12 protein-coding genes and 1 riboswitch are annotated in these 16,884 nt (G+C 65.0%); of the genes, 9 read left to right on the top strand and 3 right to left on the bottom strand.

Annotated elements, in window-relative coordinates; translation table 11 throughout:
* Positions 1–37 precede the first annotated feature (37 nt).
* Positions 38–2,095 carry a catalase gene (locus tag AC10QF_RS16545; protein ID WP_494542522.1) on the bottom strand — a complete coding sequence of 686 codons (2,058 nt, stop codon included), beginning with the start codon at positions 2,093–2,095 and terminating at the stop codon, positions 38–40.
* 114 nt (positions 2,096–2,209) lie between these two features.
* Between AC10QF_RS16545 and AC10QF_RS16550 the strand changes: the two genes are divergently transcribed.
* From AC10QF_RS16550 to AC10QF_RS16560, 3 genes are all read left to right on the top strand, one after another.
* Complete coding sequence (locus tag AC10QF_RS16550; protein WP_005418296.1) at positions 2,210–2,932, top strand: helix-turn-helix transcriptional regulator; 723 nt, start codon at positions 2,210–2,212, stop codon at positions 2,930–2,932.
* An 82-nt stretch (positions 2,933–3,014) separates the two neighbouring features.
* On the top strand, positions 3,015–4,382 hold the full coding sequence (locus AC10QF_RS16555; RefSeq protein WP_494542523.1) for an amino acid permease: 1,368 nt from the start codon (positions 3,015–3,017) through the stop codon (positions 4,380–4,382).
* A 186-nt stretch (positions 4,383–4,568) separates the two neighbouring features.
* Entirely contained in the window at positions 4,569–4,979 is a 411-nt protein-coding gene (locus tag AC10QF_RS16560; protein ID WP_005418291.1) for a VOC family protein, read from the top strand.
* Positions 4,980–5,071: 92 nt separating this feature from the next.
* Here the strand turns inward: AC10QF_RS16560 and gcvP are convergent, their stop codons facing one another.
* Positions 5,072–7,939, bottom strand: a complete 2,868-nt coding sequence (gene gcvP, locus AC10QF_RS16565) for an aminomethyl-transferring glycine dehydrogenase (RefSeq protein ID WP_111177744.1) — start codon at positions 7,937–7,939, stop codon at positions 5,072–5,074.
* A gap of 62 nt (positions 7,940–8,001) precedes the next feature.
* Positions 8,002–8,104: riboswitch (glycine riboswitch) on the bottom strand.
* A 299-nt stretch (positions 8,105–8,403) separates the two neighbouring features.
* Between gcvP and AC10QF_RS16570 the strand changes: the two genes are divergently transcribed.
* From AC10QF_RS16570 to AC10QF_RS16595, 6 genes are all read left to right on the top strand, one after another.
* Positions 8,404–9,630, top strand: a complete 1,227-nt coding sequence (locus AC10QF_RS16570; protein ID WP_053500685.1) for a multidrug effflux MFS transporter — start codon at positions 8,404–8,406, stop codon at positions 9,628–9,630.
* A gap of 144 nt (positions 9,631–9,774) precedes the next feature.
* On the top strand, positions 9,775–10,671 hold the full coding sequence (locus AC10QF_RS16575; protein WP_053500681.1) for a siderophore-interacting protein: 897 nt from the start codon (positions 9,775–9,777) through the stop codon (positions 10,669–10,671).
* Between the two features lie 68 nt (positions 10,672–10,739).
* Positions 10,740–11,132 (top strand): hypothetical protein, encoded by a 393-nt coding sequence (locus AC10QF_RS16580; RefSeq protein WP_494542524.1) that lies wholly within the window; start codon positions 10,740–10,742, stop codon positions 11,130–11,132.
* 518 nt (positions 11,133–11,650) lie between these two features.
* Complete coding sequence (locus tag AC10QF_RS16585; RefSeq protein ID WP_494542525.1) at positions 11,651–12,436, top strand: phytanoyl-CoA dioxygenase family protein; 786 nt, start codon at positions 11,651–11,653, stop codon at positions 12,434–12,436.
* A complete protein-coding gene (locus tag AC10QF_RS16590) occupies positions 12,433–13,662 on the top strand; it encodes an NUDIX domain-containing protein (RefSeq protein WP_134972689.1) in 1,230 nt (409 codons plus the stop codon). The genes AC10QF_RS16585 and AC10QF_RS16590 overlap by 4 nt, the downstream gene beginning before the upstream one ends.
* The gene (locus AC10QF_RS16595; RefSeq protein WP_494542526.1) at positions 13,659–14,534 is read left to right on the top strand and encodes a hypothetical protein; all 876 of its coding nucleotides are present in this window, start codon (positions 13,659–13,661) and stop codon (positions 14,532–14,534) included. The genes AC10QF_RS16590 and AC10QF_RS16595 overlap by 4 nt, the downstream gene beginning before the upstream one ends.
* Positions 14,535–14,667: 133 nt before the next feature.
* On the opposite strand, the gene AC10QF_RS16600 is transcribed toward AC10QF_RS16595, so the two are convergent.
* A complete protein-coding gene (locus tag AC10QF_RS16600; protein ID WP_494542527.1) occupies positions 14,668–16,632 on the bottom strand; it encodes a M2 family metallopeptidase in 1,965 nt (654 codons plus the stop codon).
* Positions 16,633–16,884 lie beyond the last annotated feature (252 nt).

The raw sequence follows: 16,884 nt of genomic DNA on the forward strand, positions 1-16,884 counted from the left end.
GTGGTCAGGCCAGCAGGCGCAGCTTCGGTTCACGCGCTCATTGGCGGGTGGCGGCCGCCGCCAGGAAGGCCTTGGCGTCTTCCGCTTCGACGATGCCGGCATCGTTGCCGACCCGCGCCGCCTTCAGCAGCGTCTGGCCGCCTGCGTCGCTGGCGATGGCCTTCAGGTGCGCCCACGCCTGGCTGACGAATTCGACGGCTGCACTCTCTTTCGACAAGGCCTTCGCGGCTTCCGGGCTGAGCACCACGGCCACCGCATCGAACACAGCCGATGGCGTGCCCGCCAGTTGCCCATCCGCCGCCTGCATCGCCCCATCGCTCAGCGTGGCGCCTCCCACTTTTGGTGCCACCAGCTTCACCTCCGCACCTGCCTTCCGAGCGGCCTTGCTCAGGCTGGCGATCACGCGGGCATCGGAGCCCTCATCGAACAGGACGCCGATGCAGCGACCCTGCAGGATGGGCTTGTTGCGCCCGATCACGCGCACCTCGGGAGCGGGGGGCATGTCCCGCACCGGGGTAGCAGTCGGCGCCGCGTCGGGCAGTGCAGGCAACGCCAGACCATCGGCCACGCGCCGGGCCAGCGATTCGTCGATGTTGCGCAGGTGGCTGACGGTGCGCACCCGCACCTTCAGCGTTTCCACCTTGGACAACTCGAAGACCAGCGCCGATGCCAGGTGCGCCTGCTCCGGCTTTTCAAGGCTGCGGAAGAACATCCGGGCCTGGCTGTAGTGGTCGGCGAAACTCTCCGCACGCGTGCGGCCCTTGCGGCCATCGTCGGCGCTGGCATGGCTGCGGAAACCGGCCGGTGTCTCGCGCGGGGTGTCGTCCTGCAGCGAGCTGGGATCGTAGGCCACGCGGCCCTTGGGCACCTGCATCTGCATGTGGCCGTCGCGGTGGTGATTGGCGAACGGGCACTTCGGGGCATTCACCGGGATCTGGTGGAAGTTCGGGCCGCCAAGTCGCAGCAGCTGGGTGTCCAGGTAGGAGAACAGGCGGCCCTGGAGCAGCGGATCATTGCTGAAGTCGATGCCCGGAGGCACGTTGGCCGGGCAGAAGGCTACCTGCTCGGTCTCGGCGAAGAAGTTGTCCGGCCAGCGGTCCAGCACCATGCGCCCGATCACCTGCAACGGCACCAGCGATTCGGGGATGATCTTGGTCGGGTCCAGATGATCGAACGGGAATGCGTCGGCCTCTTCTTCGGTGAACAGCTGCACCGCCAGCTCCCACTCGGGAAAGTCGCCGCGCTGGATGGCCTCGAACAGGTCACGGCGATGGAAGTCGTTGTCGGCTGACTGCAGCTTCAGCGCTTCGTCCCAGACCGTTGACTGGATGCCCAGCTTCGGCCGCCAGTGGAACTTAACGAACGTCGACTCGCCGGCCTCGTTCAGCAGGCGGAAGCTGTGCACGCCGAAGCCTTCGATCATGCGCAGCGAGCGCGGAATGGCACGGTCGCTCATTGCCCACATGATCATATGCATTGATTCGGGCATCAGCGAAATGAAGTCCCAGAAGGTGTCGTGGGCCGTGGCGGCCTGTGGGAACGCACGGTCCGGTTCCATCTTCACCGCGTGCACCAGGTCCGGGAATTTCATGGCGTCCTGGATGAAGAACACCGGGATGTTGTTGCCAACCAGATCCCAGTTGCCCTCCTTGGTATAGAACTTGACCGCGAAGCCGCGCACGTCGCGCGGGGTGTCCACCGAGCCTGCGCCACCGGCCACGGTCGAGAAGCGGGTGAACACGGGCGTCTTCACGCCTACCTCGGTCAGGATGCGCGCCCGGGTGTGGGCGGCCAGAGACCGGGTCAACTCGAAGTAGCCATGTGCCGCGCTGCCACGTGCGTGCACGATGCGCTCGGGAATGCGTTCGTGATCGAAGTGGGTGATCTTCTCGCGCAGGAGGAAGTCCTCTAGCAGCGTGGGCCCTCGGGGCCCCTGCCGCAGGGAGTTCTGGTTGTCCGCCACCGGGATGCCCTGATCGGTGGTCATCACCGGATGGGTGCCCCCGGCCTGCTGGTGCAGTTCATCGCCGTCGCCCCGGCGGTGGTTTTCGGCAGGGGCGATTGAGCGCTTGCCGGTCGGCTTGCTGGCGGCCATTGACGTTGGCTCCGAATCATCAGAAGGAACCACGACACTGGAACCAGCCCCGTTAAACCGAGGTCCGGCAGAGGTGAACGTACAGGCAAAAGCAGGCTCGGGTATGCTTGCCCCATGCGAGTCGAGCCCGCCGACATCGAAGCCCTGTTCGACGCCATCCCGGACGTGCTGTTCTTCATCAAGGACCGCCAGGGGCGGTACACCCACGTCAACCAGACCATGCTGCGACGGCTGGGCCTGCGCGCGCGCAAGGACGTGATCGGGCGCACGGCAGCCGAGATCTACCCGACCGGCCTCAGCGCGGACTATGTCGACCAGGACGCCCGCGTGCTGTCCGGCGAGGTGATCGAGAACCTGATGGAGCTGCACCTGTTCGCCAACCGCGAACCGGGCTGGTGCCTGACCTGCAAGCGACCGCTGCTGGTCGATGGCGCCATCGAGGGCCTGATCGGCATTTCCCGCGACCTGGGCCAGAAGGACAGCCTGGGCGCCCAGTACGAGCAGCTGCGGCTGGCCCTGGCCCACCTCAACGCGCACTACGCCGAGAACGTGCGCATGCAGACCCTGCTGGACATCACCGGCTTCTCGCTGTCCAAGCTGGAACGCAGTTTCCGCAAGGTGTTCCAGATGACCCCGCAGCAGGTGCTGACCCGGCTGCGGATCCAGATGGCCATGCACCTGTTGCATGGCGACGACAGCATTGCCTGCATCGGGCAGGCCTGCGGTTTCAGCGACCAGAGTGCCTTCACCCGCAAGTTCAAGGCTGAAACCGGTTTCTCGCCGCGCGCCTATCGCGCCCGTATCGGCGGCAACGTCGGCGAGCCCGCACTGGCCTGAGCCGCCTGCTGCGCTGTGCCTATCCCCGTGGGCACGGGACAGGGTAAGGTGTCGCCCCTGTAGCCCGCCGCCAGCCCCGCCGATGCCCAACTCGATTCCGACCGCTTCGCCGTCCCGCCTCGGACATTCGCTCAAGCCCCGCCAGCTGATCATGATGGGCCTGGGCAGTGCCATCGGCGCCGGCCTGTTCCTCGGCTCGGGCGTGGGTGTGCAGGCGGCCGGTCCGGCGGTTCTGGTCTCGTATCTGGTCGCTGGCGCGCTGGTGATCATCGTGATGAACGCACTGGGCGAGATGGCGGCGGCCAAACCGACCAGCGGCGCGTTCTCGGTGTACGCCGCCGATGCCATGGGCGCCACCGCTGGCGCCACGGTCGGCTGGTTGTGGTGGGTGCAGCTGGTGATCGTGATCGCCGCCGAGGCGGTCGGTGCGGCCGGGTTGCTTGCCACGGTCTGGCCGGTGGTGCCGGTGCCGATGGCTGCGTTGGCCTTCATGCTGTTCTTCACTGCGATCAACCTGCTCGGGGTGAAGAACTTCGGCGAGTTCGAATTCTGGTTCGCCATCCTGAAAGTGGCGGCGATCCTGGCCTTCATTGGCATCGGCGTGGCACTGCTGATGGGCTGGCTGCCGCAGGTCACCTCACCTGGCCTGAGCAACTTCACCGAACACGGTGGTTTCGCACCGAAGGGCCTGGCCGGGATCGGTGCGGCGCTGCTGGTTGTCGTTTTTGCCTTCGGTGGCACCGAAATCGTTGCCGTTGCGGCGGCCGAAACCGAAGATCCCGAACGCAGCATCGCCCGTGCCATCCGTACCGTGGCCTGGCGCATCCTGGTGTTCTACATCGGCTCGCTGAGCGTGATCATCGCCGTGGTGCCCTGGACCAGCGAAGCACTGAAGTCGCCCTTTGCCGCCGTGCTGGACATCGCGCGCATTCCGGGCGCCGGCACTGCGATCACCCTGATCGCGGTGATCGCGCTGCTGTCGGCACTCAATGCCAACCTCTACGGCGCCTCGCGCATGATGTATTCGCTGGCGCAGCGCCGCGAGGCGCCGGCGGTGCTGGGCTGGACCGATCCGCGCCAGGTGCCGGTGATCGCCGTGCTGGCCAGCGTGCTGTTCGGTTTCGCTGCGACGGTGATGGAACTGCTGTTCCCGGACCGGGTGCTGCCGGTACTGCTCAACATCGTCGGTTCCACCTGCCTGCTGGTGTGGACGCTGTCGCTGGTTTCGCAGCTGGTACTGCGCCGCCGCGCCGATCGCCTGGGTACCCGCCTGCCGTTCCGCATGGCCGGTTTCCCGTGGCTGACCTGCTGCGCGCTGGCGATCCTGGCGTTGATCTTCGGCCTGCTGCTGAGTGAGTCGCACACCCGCCTGCAGTTCCTGTCGATGGTGGCGTTGACCGCCACGATTGCCGCCGGCAGCGCCATCGCACGGCGCATGCGCCAGGCGTGACTGCCGCTGTAGAACCCAACCTACGGTCGGCCGCGGTTGCCGTGGTTTCTGTAGAGCCGACCCTGTGGTTGGCTGCTGTTCGCGTAGCCGCCAGCCGAGCGCGGGCTCGGCTCTACAGCAGGCATACATCCGCCGTGCCATCCTGATCGCGTGGGCCGCCAGCGGCCCGTCGACCAGGAGTACCGCATGCTGCGCAGCCGTCCCTTCCTGATGTTCACCGGCCAGGCCGAGGCCGCCCTGGCCCTGTACGCCGAAGCCTTCGCCGATTTCCGCCTGCTGGCCCTGCAACGCCACCCCGAGGGGGCCGGCGCCGGCGTGCCCGGCCAGGTCCGCCAGGCGATCTTCCTGCTCGGTGGCACGCATTACCTGTGCTTTGACAGCCTGGACGTGCACGATTTCACCTTCTCGCCGTCGATCTCGTTGTTCGTCGAGTGTTCCGGTGCCGAGCAGTTCGAACGTGCGGCACGTGTGCTGGGCGAGGGCGGCCATTGGCTGATGCCGGTGGGTGATTACGACTTCAGCAATCGCTACGGCTGGGTGCAGGACCGCTTCGGGGTGTCGTGGCAGCTGAGCCTGGGGCAGATGCCGGACCCGTGATCGGGTAATTGTGGGTGTGGACCCTGGTCCACACGCCCTCATGAAAACGGCCCGCTTGCGCGGGCCGTTTTCTTTATCGATGCAGTGAGGAATCAAGCCTCGACTTCATCATCCTTGTAGGCATCGACCGGGATGCAGGCGCACATCACGTTCTTGTCACCGTACACGTTGTCGACGCGTGCCACCGGCGGCCAGTACTTGCTCTGCTTCAGGCTGGCCAGCGGGAAGGCGGCCAGTTCGCGCGGATAGGCGTGGGTCCACTCGCTGGCGGTCACCGCGGTGGCGGTGTGAGGGGCGTTCTTCAGCGGGTTGTCCTCGCGGTCCAGGCGACCGTCTTCGATCGCGCTGATTTCCTCTCGGATCTGGATCATCGCGTTGATGAAACGGTCCAGCTCGTGCAGCGACTCGCTCTCGGTTGGCTCGACCATCAGCGTGCCGGCCACCGGGAAGCTCAGGGTCGGGGCGTGGAAGCCGAAGTCGATCAGGCGCTTGGCGACGTCCTCGGCACCGATGCCGCTGGTCTTCTCCAGCGGGCGCACGTCCAGGATGCACTCGTGCGCCACCAGGCCGTTACGGCCGGTGTACAGCGTCTTGAAGTGCGGAGCCAGGCGCTTGGCAATGTAGTTGGCGTTGAGCTGCGCGACCTGGGTGGCCTTGCGCAGGCCTTCGCGGCCCATCATCGCGATGTACATCCAGCTGATCGGCAGGATCGAAGCACTGCCGAAGCTGGCCGCGCTGACCATGCCGACCGGGCCGTTTTCACCCAGCTTGCCCGGCAGGAACGGGGCCAGGTGCTCCTTGACCGCGCACGGGCCCACGCCCGGGCCACCACCGCCGTGCGGGATGCAGAAGGTCTTGTGCAGGTTCAGGTGCGAAACGTCCGAACCCCACTTGCCCGGCTTGGCCACGCCGACCAGGGCGTTCATGTTGGCGCCGTCGGTGTACACCTGGCCGCCGTGCTTGTGGATGATCTCGCAGATCTCGACCACCTCTTCCTCGAACACGCCGTGCGTGGACGGGTAGGTCATCATGATCGCGGCCAGGCGGTCGCTGTACTTCTCGGCGTTGAGGCGGATGTCCTCGACGTCGACGTTGCCGTTGGCATCGGTCTTGGTCACCACGACCTTCATGCCGCACATCTGCGCCGAGGCCGGGTTGGTGCCGTGCGCCGAGTCCGGGATCAGGCAGATGTCGCGGTGGCCTTCGCCGCGCGAGCGGTGGTAGGCACGGATCGCCAGCAGGCCGGCGTACTCGCCCTGCGCGCCGGAGTTCGGCTGCAGGCTGACCGCGTCGTAGCCGGTGCATTCGACCAGCATCGCTTCCAGCGTGTCGATCAGTTCCTTGTAGCCCAGCGCCTGGTCGGCCGGCACCAGCGGGTGGATCTGCGAGAACTCCGGCCAGGTCACCGGGATCATCTCGGCGGTGGCGTTGAGCTTCATGGTGCACGAGCCCAGCGGGATCATCGTGCGGTCCATCGCCAGGTCCTTGTCGGCCAGCGAACGCAGGTAGCGCAGCAGTTCGTGCTCGCTGTGGTGGGTGTTGAACACCGGGTGGGTCAGGAACGCGGACTGGCGCAGCAGGCCCGCCGGCAGCGCGTCGGCGGTGCTGGCGTCCAGCGCCTCGACGTCAGCCTGCGCGCCGAACACGGCGGCCAGCGCGACCACGTCGGCGCGGGTGGCGGTCTCGTCCAGGCTGATGCCGACCGAGTCGCTGTCGATCGCCCGCAGGTTGTAACCGGCGGCGCGTGCCTTGGCGTGGATCTCATCGGCATGCACGCCGGTGATGTGCAGGGTGTCGAAGAAGTCGCCACCGACCTGCACGCCGGCGTTGCGCAGTGCCGCAGCCAGGATCGAGGCCAGGCGGTGGGTGCGCCGGGCGATGCGGGTCAGGCCTTCCGGACCATGGTAGACCGCATACATCGAGGCCATCACCGCCAGCAGCACCTGTGCGGTACAGATGTTGGAGGTGGCCTTCTCGCGGCGGATGTGCTGCTCGCGGGTCTGCAGGGTCAGGCGGTAGGCCGGGTTGCCCTGGGCATCGACCGAAACGCCGATCAGGCGGCCCGGCATCGAGCGCTTGTAGGCGTCACGGCAGGCCATGAACGCGGCGTGCGGGCCGCCGAAGCCGAACGGCACGCCGAAACGCTGGCTGTTGCCGACCACGATGTCCGCGCCCCATTCGCCCGGTGCGGCCAGCAGGGTCAGCGCCAGCAGGTCGGTGGCCACGGCCACCAGGCCGCCGCGTGCGTGCACGGCCTCGACCAGGGCCTTGTAATCGCCGATCTGGCCGAAGGTGTCCGGGTACTGCAGCAGCAGGCCGAAGGCTTCCGCTTCCAGTGCTTCGGCCGGGGTGCCGACGCGCAGCACGATACCCATCGGTTCAGCGCGGGTACGCAGCAGTTCCAGGGTCTGCGGGTGCACGGCGTCGTGCACGAAGAAGGTGTCCGACTTCGACTTGGCCGAACGCTTGGCCAGGGTCATCGCTTCAGCGGCGGCGGTGGCTTCGTCCAGCAGCGAGGCGTTGGCGATCTCCATGCCGGTCAGGTCGGCGCACAGGGTCTGGAAGTTGATCAGCGCTTCCATGCGGCCCTGCGAGATCTCGGCCTGGTACGGGGTGTAGGCGGTGTACCAGGCCGGGTTTTCCAGGATGTTGCGCAGGATCACGTTCGGGGTGTGGGTACCGTAGTAGCCCTGGCCGATGAAGCTGCGCAGCACGGTGTTCTTGTCGGCGATCGCGCGGATCTTCGCAAGTGCCTGCACTTCGGTCATCGACTCCGGCAGCGCCAGCGGCGCCGGCGACTTGATCTTGGCCGGCACGATGGCATCGGTCATCGCATCCAGCGACGCGTGGCCGACGACGTCGAGCATCTGCGCGATCTCGGCATCGTTGGGGCCGATGTGGCGCTCGACGAACGCATTGTGGTGCTCGAGCTCACGCAGGGAAGGGGTGTTCTGGGACATGGCGAAGGATCCGTCAGGAAAGGGCACACGCACGGGCACAAGCCGCCGGTCGGCGGTCTGCGGGGCGCCCCTCTGTCCTTTTGCCTGAGAGTTTAAAAGCGCGGCGGACCGCAGCTTCGTGCCCCTTCGGCGCCGGATCGAACCGGTCTCTCCAGAGTTCTGTTACGGGTGGTATCGGGCCTGAGCGATTACGGGCGTTGCGCCTTCGGCAGCGGTGTTCCGCTTCTCCCACCGTGTTGCCCGCCGATTATAGCCCGTTGCGGGCCCGCTGGCCGTCTACGGGCCTGGCCGCTGCGCCTGAATGGCCGATGGCCCGGACGTGCGTTTTGTGCATCGCTGCATGGCATCAGGCGCAATCCCCACCTATGATGGCCAGATACCCGAATTCATCTGGCGCCCTCCCTGCAGACGGGGACCGGCGCCCGCCGTGCGTGCCGCGCATGGCCCTGCCGGACGCCTTTCCCATGACAGCCGCTGTTGCTCCGTCCACCCGCCGCATGGCCCTGCTGCTTGCCGGCCTGGCCATGTTCGGCCCGTTCTCGATCGACACCATCTTCCCGGCCTTCCCGCAGCTGGCCCGGCGCCTGGCGGTGGACGAGGTGGCGGTGCAGCAGACCATCAGCGTGTACCTGCTGTTCTACGGCCTGATGAGCCTGGCGCACGGCCCGCTGTCCGACGCCTGGGGCCGCAAGCGGGTGATCCTCGGTGGACTGGTGGTGTTCGTCGGCGCCTCGGTGGGCTGCGCACTGTCCACCGACCTGACCACGCTGCTGGCCTTCCGCGCGCTGCAGGGCCTGTCGGCGGGTGTCGGCATGATCGTCGGCCGCGCGGTGATCCGCGACCTGTACCACGGCCATGACGCGCAGCGGCTGATGAGCCAGGTGTCCATGCTGTTCGGCATCGCCCCGGCCATCGCGCCGATCATCGGTGGCTGGATCCTGCTCAGTGGCGCGGGATGGCCGCTGATCTTCTGGTTCCTGGTGGTGTTCGGGCTGGTCCTGCTGGCGGCCACTGCACGCTACCTGCCCGAGACCCATCCGGTCGAAGCGCGCGTGCCGTTGTCACCGCGCGCGTTGATGCGTGATTACGTGCGCATCGGTTTCAATCCACGCTTCCTGCGCCTGGCGCTGGCCGGCAGCATCGGCTTTGGTGGAATCTTCCTGTACATCTCCTCGGCGCCGGTGTTCGTGATGCAGCACCTGCACCTGGGCGAGGGCGGGTTTGCCTGGTTGTTCATCCCGACCATCGGCGGCATGACCACCGGCTCATTCCTGTCCGGGCGCATGGCCGGGCACACCACGCCCACCCGCCAGGTCTCCATTGGTTTCGGCCTGTGCGCATTGTCGGTGCTGTTGAACGTTGGCTACGTGGTGCTGTCGCCACAGTTCGTACTGCCATGGGCGGTACTGCCGATCTTCCTGGGGGGCATGGGCATGGCGCTGATCTTCCCGATCCTGGCGCTGGCGGTACTGGACATGTACCCGCATCAGCGCGGCCTGGCCTCGTCGCTGCAGGCCTTTGTGCAGCTGATGATCAGCACCGTGGTGGCCGGCGTGGTGTCACCACTGCTGAGCGGTAGCCCGCTGCACCTGGCACTGGGCCAGGCGGCGTTCTTCGGCGCCGGTTTCGTGTTCTGGTACTGGGAACACCAGCGCGAGCGTGCGGCGCAGGCAGCCTGCACGGGTCACTGAGCAGCGCGCAGGGGTAGGGCGGGCCGCGATGCCCGAAACACTTGCGGCAGGGAACGGCCGGACTAGGCTGGGCACTCCAGCCAGCCGGTGCGTGGATGCACGACAGCCAGCCGATCCGATGTCGTTGCATGAGGTTTCCCCCAAATGGCTGCGCAGCAGACCTACCGCCTGTTCGAGGTGGCGCTGAAGGAGCGCCGCGTTCTTTCCCCTTCCCTGGATCGCATGGTGTTCACCGGCGCCGACGTGGCGCGGATGAAGACCGAAGGCCCGGACCAGCGCATCAAGGTGTTCTTCCCCTTGCCCGGGCAGGACCTGCCGCAGGTGCCCTGCGGCGAGGACTGGTATCCGCGCTACCGGGCGCTGCCGGACGATCAGCGCCCGCCGATGCGCACCTACACCATCCGCCAGCTGCGTGCAGAGCTGGGCGAGGTCGATGTTGATTTCGTGCTGCATGGCGAGACCGGGCCGGCCTCACGCTGGGCCATCCATGCACGCCCCGGCGACCGTGTGGTGTTGCTGGCTCCCGATGCCGACTGCGCCGACAGCAGTGAAGGTTGGGAATGGAAGCCGCCGGCCGGCGTCGGCCAGGTGCTGCTGGTGGCCGATGAAACCGCGTTACCGGCGGTGGCTGGCATTCTTGAGGAACTGGCGGCCATGGTGGATCCGCCGCGTACGCTGGCCTTGCTGGAAGTGGCGCAGGCCGGCGACGCGGTGCCGCTGAAGGCACCGGCTACCGCCGAGCTGGTCTGGCTGCCACGCGGGCGCGCGGCGTACGGGGCGCCGCTGTTGCAGGCGGTGCAGGCGCGGCTGGCAGCCGCCTCGAGCGTGGCCGCTGGCGACGAACTGGAAGAGATCGACGTTGACGCGCAGATCCTCTGGGAACAGGCCGATGCCAGCGTGGCCGGGCCGCTGTATGCCTGGGTGGCAGGCGAAGCGGGGGCGGTGATGGCGATCCGTCGCCATCTGGTCCGCGACTGCGGGCTGGACCGCCGCGCGATCACCTTCATGGGCTACTGGCGGCACGGCAAAGTGCTGGATTGAGGGGGTGTGAAGCGGCGTGGCGGGTGGGGTGCGCTATCCTTGCGCCCCCCTCGCAGCGGTATTGCACCATGTCCACCAGCTCCAAGACCCGCCGCGACCAGCGCCGTCGCCAGGAAAAGCAGGCCGCCAACAAGGCCGCTGCCCAGGCCTCGCCGGTGGAGCCGCATGCCGAACTGCGCGACGCGCAGCGCACCCTGCTGGCCGGTGTCGTGCGCCGCGACGGCGAATGGGTGCTGGGCATGGACGGCCGTATCGCCGGCCACAGTGACTCCGCCGCACAGGTACTGGCGCTGATCATGCAGGCCGGTGAACTGCACGAGCGCAACGGCACGCCGGTGCGCCTGATGTACTCCGATGCGCTGCGCGACGCCGCGCACGCCGAAGCGAAAGAGAAGGGCCAGACCTTCGAGCAATTCAAGGCGGAACTGGCCGCGGCGATGGCGGCGAAGAAGGACAGCTGACAGGCATTCCGGAAAAGCCGGCCGCTGGGTCTTCATCGCGTAGCTGCCGGCCAGCGGCCGGCGCTACAGAAAGGGGCGGATCCTTGCGGACCCGCCCCTTTTCTCATTTCGCCGCCGGGGCGGCGTTGGCCTGCCAGCCACACATCTGGCCTCCGTTCTGCTGCTTCAGCCACTCGTTGACCGGAGTGAAGTACTCGGTCATCGGCGACGAGACGCCATGAGGCGATTTTCACTTGTGTCCTGAGTTGAAAGCGTCAGCGCAACGACCGCTTACCTTGGCAAGGTACGGAACGACTACTCCGTTCTCAGAAACTCTATTTCATGACGGCGGGCTGGATCGCTGGAAACTCGAAGCATCTGGACGTGGGACAGGTCACAGATGCAGATTTTCCGGAATTTCCTTACAGAAGTGTCATGCGAGATAGAAGTGATGTCCGTGGAGAAAAGGTGGATAAAAGGATGCGTGCAATCCAACTTCATGCGCGCCAACCTTCACAATGGACGAGAGGTGCTGTGCCTTGAAATCCATCGAAGAGCTCTACTTCGAGTTTGACCTCAACGGCTACGTCATCCTCCGTGGCGTCCTTGACCCCGAGCATATTTGCAGACTTCAGCAGTACTGGTCGCAACACCTGGAGAACGGGCCACTTCATGACGTCAATCTGGACTGGGGTGACGAGTGGCGGCAGCTGGTTGACCCAGAGCCGGTCTTCTGCTTCCTGACAGCTGTGTTCAGGGGGCGGTTCCGTATGGACCACATGTTCTGTGCCAGCGAGAGATTTGTGAGCAGCGCAGGTAACCTACACCATCACGCAGACATGTTCGACGAAGGCATCTACTACTGGGTGCGGAATGGCCGTGTCCACGCAGGTCTCATAGGTGTTCAGTACGCGCTGACTGACAACGGGATCTCCCACAATCACTTCTGCTGCATTCCCGGCTCTCACCGCGCAAACTTTCCGGTGCCGGACGCGTGCCGGCAGCTCGAGGGCAATGAGCTGTTGCGGCACATCCCTCTTGATGCGGGTGACGCGTTGGTATTCTCAGAGGCGCTGGTTCATGGCACGTACGCTGTGGCAGGATCAAGCCAGCGGCGTGCCGTTTTCGCGCGCTATATGAACAATCACTCGTATTTCCGCCGGCCGCCTGAGCACACGGCGTTGACGATACTGCCTGCCACCCCGAACCACTCGGAAGCTCCTTCCATCCCATTCGATGCATCTCTTCTCACGGAGCGGCAGCGTCGGCTGGTCGCTGAGCCTGCCTATGCGCGCGGACACGAGCCGCTGGGAGTAGGGCCATGAGCCCGGTGAGTGTCAAGGCTGTCATCGCAGACTCAAGCGGGCGGGTGTTGTTTCTACGGAATCCGCGAGGCGAACTTGAGCTTCCAGGAGGGCGTCCTGACGTTGGAGAAAGTCTGGAAGAAACCCTTTCGCGGGAAGTGCTTGAGGAGTGTGGGCTGGTCGTGACAGAGGCTGCTTACCTTGGCAGCCGCTCCTGCGCGATTGTTCCAGGGAAGAGCGTCCTGCTCGTGTTCTACAGGTGCGGGCATGCTGGGGGCGCGATCCGTCTAAGCGACGAACATGCGGACTTCAGATGGGTGGAAGTGGTTGGGGCCCGGCCAGAGGATGTGCCTGAGTACTACTGGTCCGCTGCATTGCAGCTTGAGCAGTGGTCGAGTGTAGACGAGGGGCAGATTCCGGCGCGCGATCTGGAGTATCCGCTAGCTACCGGGGAGCGGGATAGGAAGCGCCTTCTCATAACGGCCGATATTTACGATGCCAGCACGAAAGAGTTCATCGAGACCTACCTTCCTGACAGGAAAGGCAGGATCCTGGAAGTGGGGGCCGGGCATGGGTCCATCTCCCGATGGATGGCCAAGGTGCGTCCGGATTCGGTCGTGTTGGGTGTGGATTCGAGTGAGCAGCAAGTGGCCTTGTCTGCCCGTGAAGCCGATCTTTTGGGCATCAGGAACGTCAGCTACACGGTGGCTGATCTCAGAGAGATCGAAGAATGGGATGGCGTTGGAGACGAGTTCGATCTGATCACTTGTCGGTTTACTCTGCTGCACCTCAAGGAACGCGCCCGGATCGTGAATGGGTTGCTCAGTCGTTTGAGTGTTTCCGGAGTTCTGGTATTGGAGGAGCCTGCGCTGGACAGTGTCTTCTGCATCCCGAGTGTTCCAGCATTTACCCGCGCCAATTCCGCGATCAGAAGGTTCGGCGAAGTAAATGGGCTTGACTATGACTGCATCGCAGAAATATGGAAAATAGCCGCTGGAAGTGAATCGATGCTTCGGGGAGTGAGGTTCAGTCAGCCCACCGTCTGGTCCCGTGCTCACAAGGAGCTGGTGCTGCTGTCGTTCATGAATTTCAAGCCTCGCCTGGTGGCTGAGTTCATTCTCGATCCTGGCGACGCGGACGCGATTGAAATGTCCCTGCGACATGACTACATGGATGAGCGAGTCGTCTCTGGAGGGCTCCGCACTCTCCAAGTCGCGATGTCCAAGGCGACTGAGGTCAATGTATGACCGAGTTCTGGATTGACCAGGCATGCAGCGGTGCCTATGTGGACGTTCCGAACGAGGATGTGGTGGGTTATCTGTCGCGAGGGGACAGCCTCCTGATCTGGGTGATTGATGGCGGCTCTCCGCTCAGTGACCAGCCATTTACCGTTTTTTCTGGTGAATCCAATTCTGGCTGGTTTGCGCGACGCTTGTCGGAGGGTCTGAAGGCAGAGTTCAGTCAACGCGCGTTTGATACGTCCGTGCTGGCGCAGATCATCGACCAGCTCAAGCGCGAGTTCGATGAACGCTCTGAGGGTGTCGCCGCCGAGTGGAGTTGGCCGGTGGCTGCGGCTGTCCTGGTGGAAATCAGCGAATTCGATGGCCAGGTGGAGATGACGGTCTATCGGTATGCAGACTGCTTCTTCAACGTTGTGCAGGACGATCTGGGGGCAGATGTAATGCGCAGGCGAATTACCGCAGAGCCCGCTTGTCTCAATGCGTGGAAGCCAGCATCAGGATTCTGTGGCGCAAAACTCGAGGCCCTGCGGATAAGGCGCGTACAGCAGCAACGCAACGTGGACACGAGTGCGCTGACGATTAGCGCGGGGAGTGCCATGAACGCAACGGTAATCTCCTTCAGCGTCAGCAGGCCGCTCCACGTTCTCGTCGGTAGTGACGGCTTGGCGAGGTTGTGGGAGGTATACCGCGAATTGGAGGTTGCCGAGGCAATGTCGATCGTGGCGACTTCAGGCGTGGCACGATTGGTGGCAAGACTGAGGCAGTTCGAAGCCTCTCCCGGGAGGAGCCAGTTGGATATGAAGCCCGTGGATGATGCCTGCGGCATTCATGTATTCATGCCGGCGCGGCGCGAGGCCATGAACAATGCACTCCGCTGAACTGGCCCACGGAGATTGGAAAGATGTCCCGTTTCCAAGGGCAGCGCATTGAAGGGCCTTGTGGTCTCACAAGCTGCCGGCCAGCGGCCGGCGCTACAGAAGGGGGCGGATCCTTGCGGACCCGCCCCTTTTCTCATTTCGCCGCCGGGGCGGCGTTGGCCTGCCAGCCACACATCTGGCCTTCGTTCTGCTGCTTCAGCCACTCGTTGACCGGAGTGAAGTACTCGATCATCGGGCCGGCATCGAGCTTGTCGGTGCCGGTCAGCTCCTTCAGCGTGGCCTGCCACGGCTGGCTGGCACCCTTGCTCAGCATCGCCCAGTATTTCTGGCCGGCTTCCTTGTTGCCGTAGAAGGTGCACTCGTGCAGCGGGCCCTTGTAGCCGGCTGCATCGCACAGGCCCTTGTAGAACTGGAACTGCAGGATGCGGGCCAGGAAGTAGCGGGTGTACGGGGTGTTGCCCGGCACGTGGTACTTCGCGCCCGGATCGAAGAATTCCTCGCCACGGGGGCTGGCCGGGGCCACGCCCTGGTACTTGGCCTTCAGGTCCCACCACGCTTTGTTGTAGTTGTCGGCGGTGATCGAACCATCGAACACGCCCCAGCGCCAGCGGTCGATCATCAGCCCGAACGGCAGGAACGACACGCCCGACAGCGCCATGCGCATCTGGTTGTTGATGACCGCTTCGCGGCTCTCGGTCGGTGCATCGACCAGGCCGATCGAGCTGAGGTACTTGGGCGTCATCGCCAGCACGATGGTGTCGCCGATCGCCTCATGGAAGCCATCGTTGGCACCGCCCTGGAACAGCGGCGGCAGCGGGTTGTAGGCCAGGTCGTAATAGATGTGGCCCAGCTCGTGGTAGATGGTGGTGAAGTTCTCTTCGTTCGGCTTGATGCACATCTTGGTGCGCACATCGCCTTCCATGTTCATGTCCCAGGCGCTGGCGTGGCAGACCACATCGCGGTCGTCGGGCTTGATGAACTGGGTGCGTTCCCAGTACGACTGCGGCAGCGACGGCATGCCCAGCGACACATAGAAGTCCTGTGCGCGTTCAGTCATCTGCTTGGCGGTACGCAGTTCGGCTTCGCGCTGCGCCTTGTACTGGGCCGCTACGTTGGCGTCCTTGCCGGCCTTGGCCAGCGCCGCGCTCAGGTTGGTCTGGTACTGCTTTTCCAGTGCAGCGGTGATGTCCAGGCTGCCGGCACCCGGGTACGGTTCCAGCTGGTCCCACAGGTTCGACCAGTCCTGCTGCCACATGTTGCCCAGCAGGTGCGCGGCGATCAGGCCGTTGCCCACTTCGGCCTTGTCCTTGCCGTAGGTCTTGTCCAGCTTGCCGCGTGCGTAGCAGTGCAGCTGCTCGTACATCGGCTTGACCTGTTCCCAGAGGCGGTCGGTTTCCGGGCCGATCTGTTCGGGCGGCATGTCATAGCCGCTGCGCCACATCTGGCCGGCATCGGTAAAGCCCATGCCCTTGGCGCCCTCGTTCACCAGGCCGACGAACTTCTGGTAGTCGCCGCGCATGCTCTTGGTGGTGCTGTGCCAGCCCTGCCAGGCGTCGAGCTGCTTGTCGTAGTCGCGGCTGCGCGCCAGCACCTGTTCCAGCTCGCCCAGCTGGCGGCAGGAGTTCGGATCATTGGCATCGGTGCAGTACTTGCCGGCACCGTAGCTGCCTTCCATGCGGGTGGCGATCTGGGTCAGCTCGGCCAGCTTGGCCGGGTCGCGCGGCGCCGGCATCGACGACATCAGCTTCAGCAGGTGGATCGCGCGCTTGCTGTCCTCGCTCATCGGCTTGCCGTCGAACTTGGCGGCCTGTTCGATCCAGCTGTTGAGCTGGGTGAGCGAACGCTCGTTGGCTTTGGCCGCAATGCGTTCCGAATCACCGTTGATGTAGGTGGAGGACAGCCACTGCGCCGAGGTCATCTCCGGGTAAGCGGCCTTGAATTCGGCATTGATGCGGGCCACGAACTGGTCGGCGGTTTCACCGGCCGGAGCGCTGCTGCTGGCGGTATCGGTGCCTGGGGCAGCTTCCTTCTTGCAGGCGGCCAGGGCCAGCGTGGCGGCGGCGATTGCCGAGGCCAGCAGGAGATGACGGTGTTTCACGGGCGGTCCTTGGGTGGTGAACGACGGCCGAAGGCTAGTGGGCCGTCGCTGCCACCGCAAGTGGCGGAAGTCGGCCGGGCGGCGCCCGGCACCCGCAGAGGCTTTCAAGCAAGGGCAATGGCCGAAGCAGCAGCAACAGCGTGCATTCCGAAGGATGGCGGGGCGGTGTGGGCTTGCAGGGACACGCCGTAAACCCGTCCATGGGGGCTCGATGGCGCCATCCATGGCGCCAACGGTCCTGCAAGCCCACAC

This window comes from Stenotrophomonas maltophilia complex sp. Om-AH-Sm3 (genome assembly GCF_059337855.1).

What these genes read in the sequence shown, in the direction of transcription:
- AC10QF_RS16545 (WP_494542522.1), bottom strand. Translation starts at nt 2,095, where the DNA reads ATGGCCGCCAGCAAGCCGACCGGCAAGCGCTCAATCGCCCCTGCCGAA.
- AC10QF_RS16550 (WP_005418296.1), top strand. Translation starts at nt 2,210, where the DNA reads ATGCGAGTCGAGCCCGCCGACATCGAAGCCCTGTTCGACGCCATCCCG.
- AC10QF_RS16555 (WP_494542523.1), top strand. Translation starts at nt 3,015, where the DNA reads ATGCCCAACTCGATTCCGACCGCTTCGCCGTCCCGCCTCGGACATTCG.
- AC10QF_RS16560 (WP_005418291.1), top strand. Translation starts at nt 4,569, where the DNA reads ATGCTGCGCAGCCGTCCCTTCCTGATGTTCACCGGCCAGGCCGAGGCC.
- gcvP (WP_111177744.1), bottom strand. Translation starts at nt 7,939, where the DNA reads ATGTCCCAGAACACCCCTTCCCTGCGTGAGCTCGAGCACCACAATGCG.
- AC10QF_RS16570 (WP_053500685.1), top strand. Translation starts at nt 8,404, where the DNA reads ATGACAGCCGCTGTTGCTCCGTCCACCCGCCGCATGGCCCTGCTGCTT.
- AC10QF_RS16575 (WP_053500681.1), top strand. Translation starts at nt 9,775, where the DNA reads ATGGCTGCGCAGCAGACCTACCGCCTGTTCGAGGTGGCGCTGAAGGAG.
- AC10QF_RS16580 (WP_494542524.1), top strand. Translation starts at nt 10,740, where the DNA reads ATGTCCACCAGCTCCAAGACCCGCCGCGACCAGCGCCGTCGCCAGGAA.
- AC10QF_RS16590 (WP_134972689.1), top strand. Translation starts at nt 12,433, where the DNA reads ATGAGCCCGGTGAGTGTCAAGGCTGTCATCGCAGACTCAAGCGGGCGG.
- AC10QF_RS16595 (WP_494542526.1), top strand. Translation starts at nt 13,659, where the DNA reads ATGACCGAGTTCTGGATTGACCAGGCATGCAGCGGTGCCTATGTGGAC.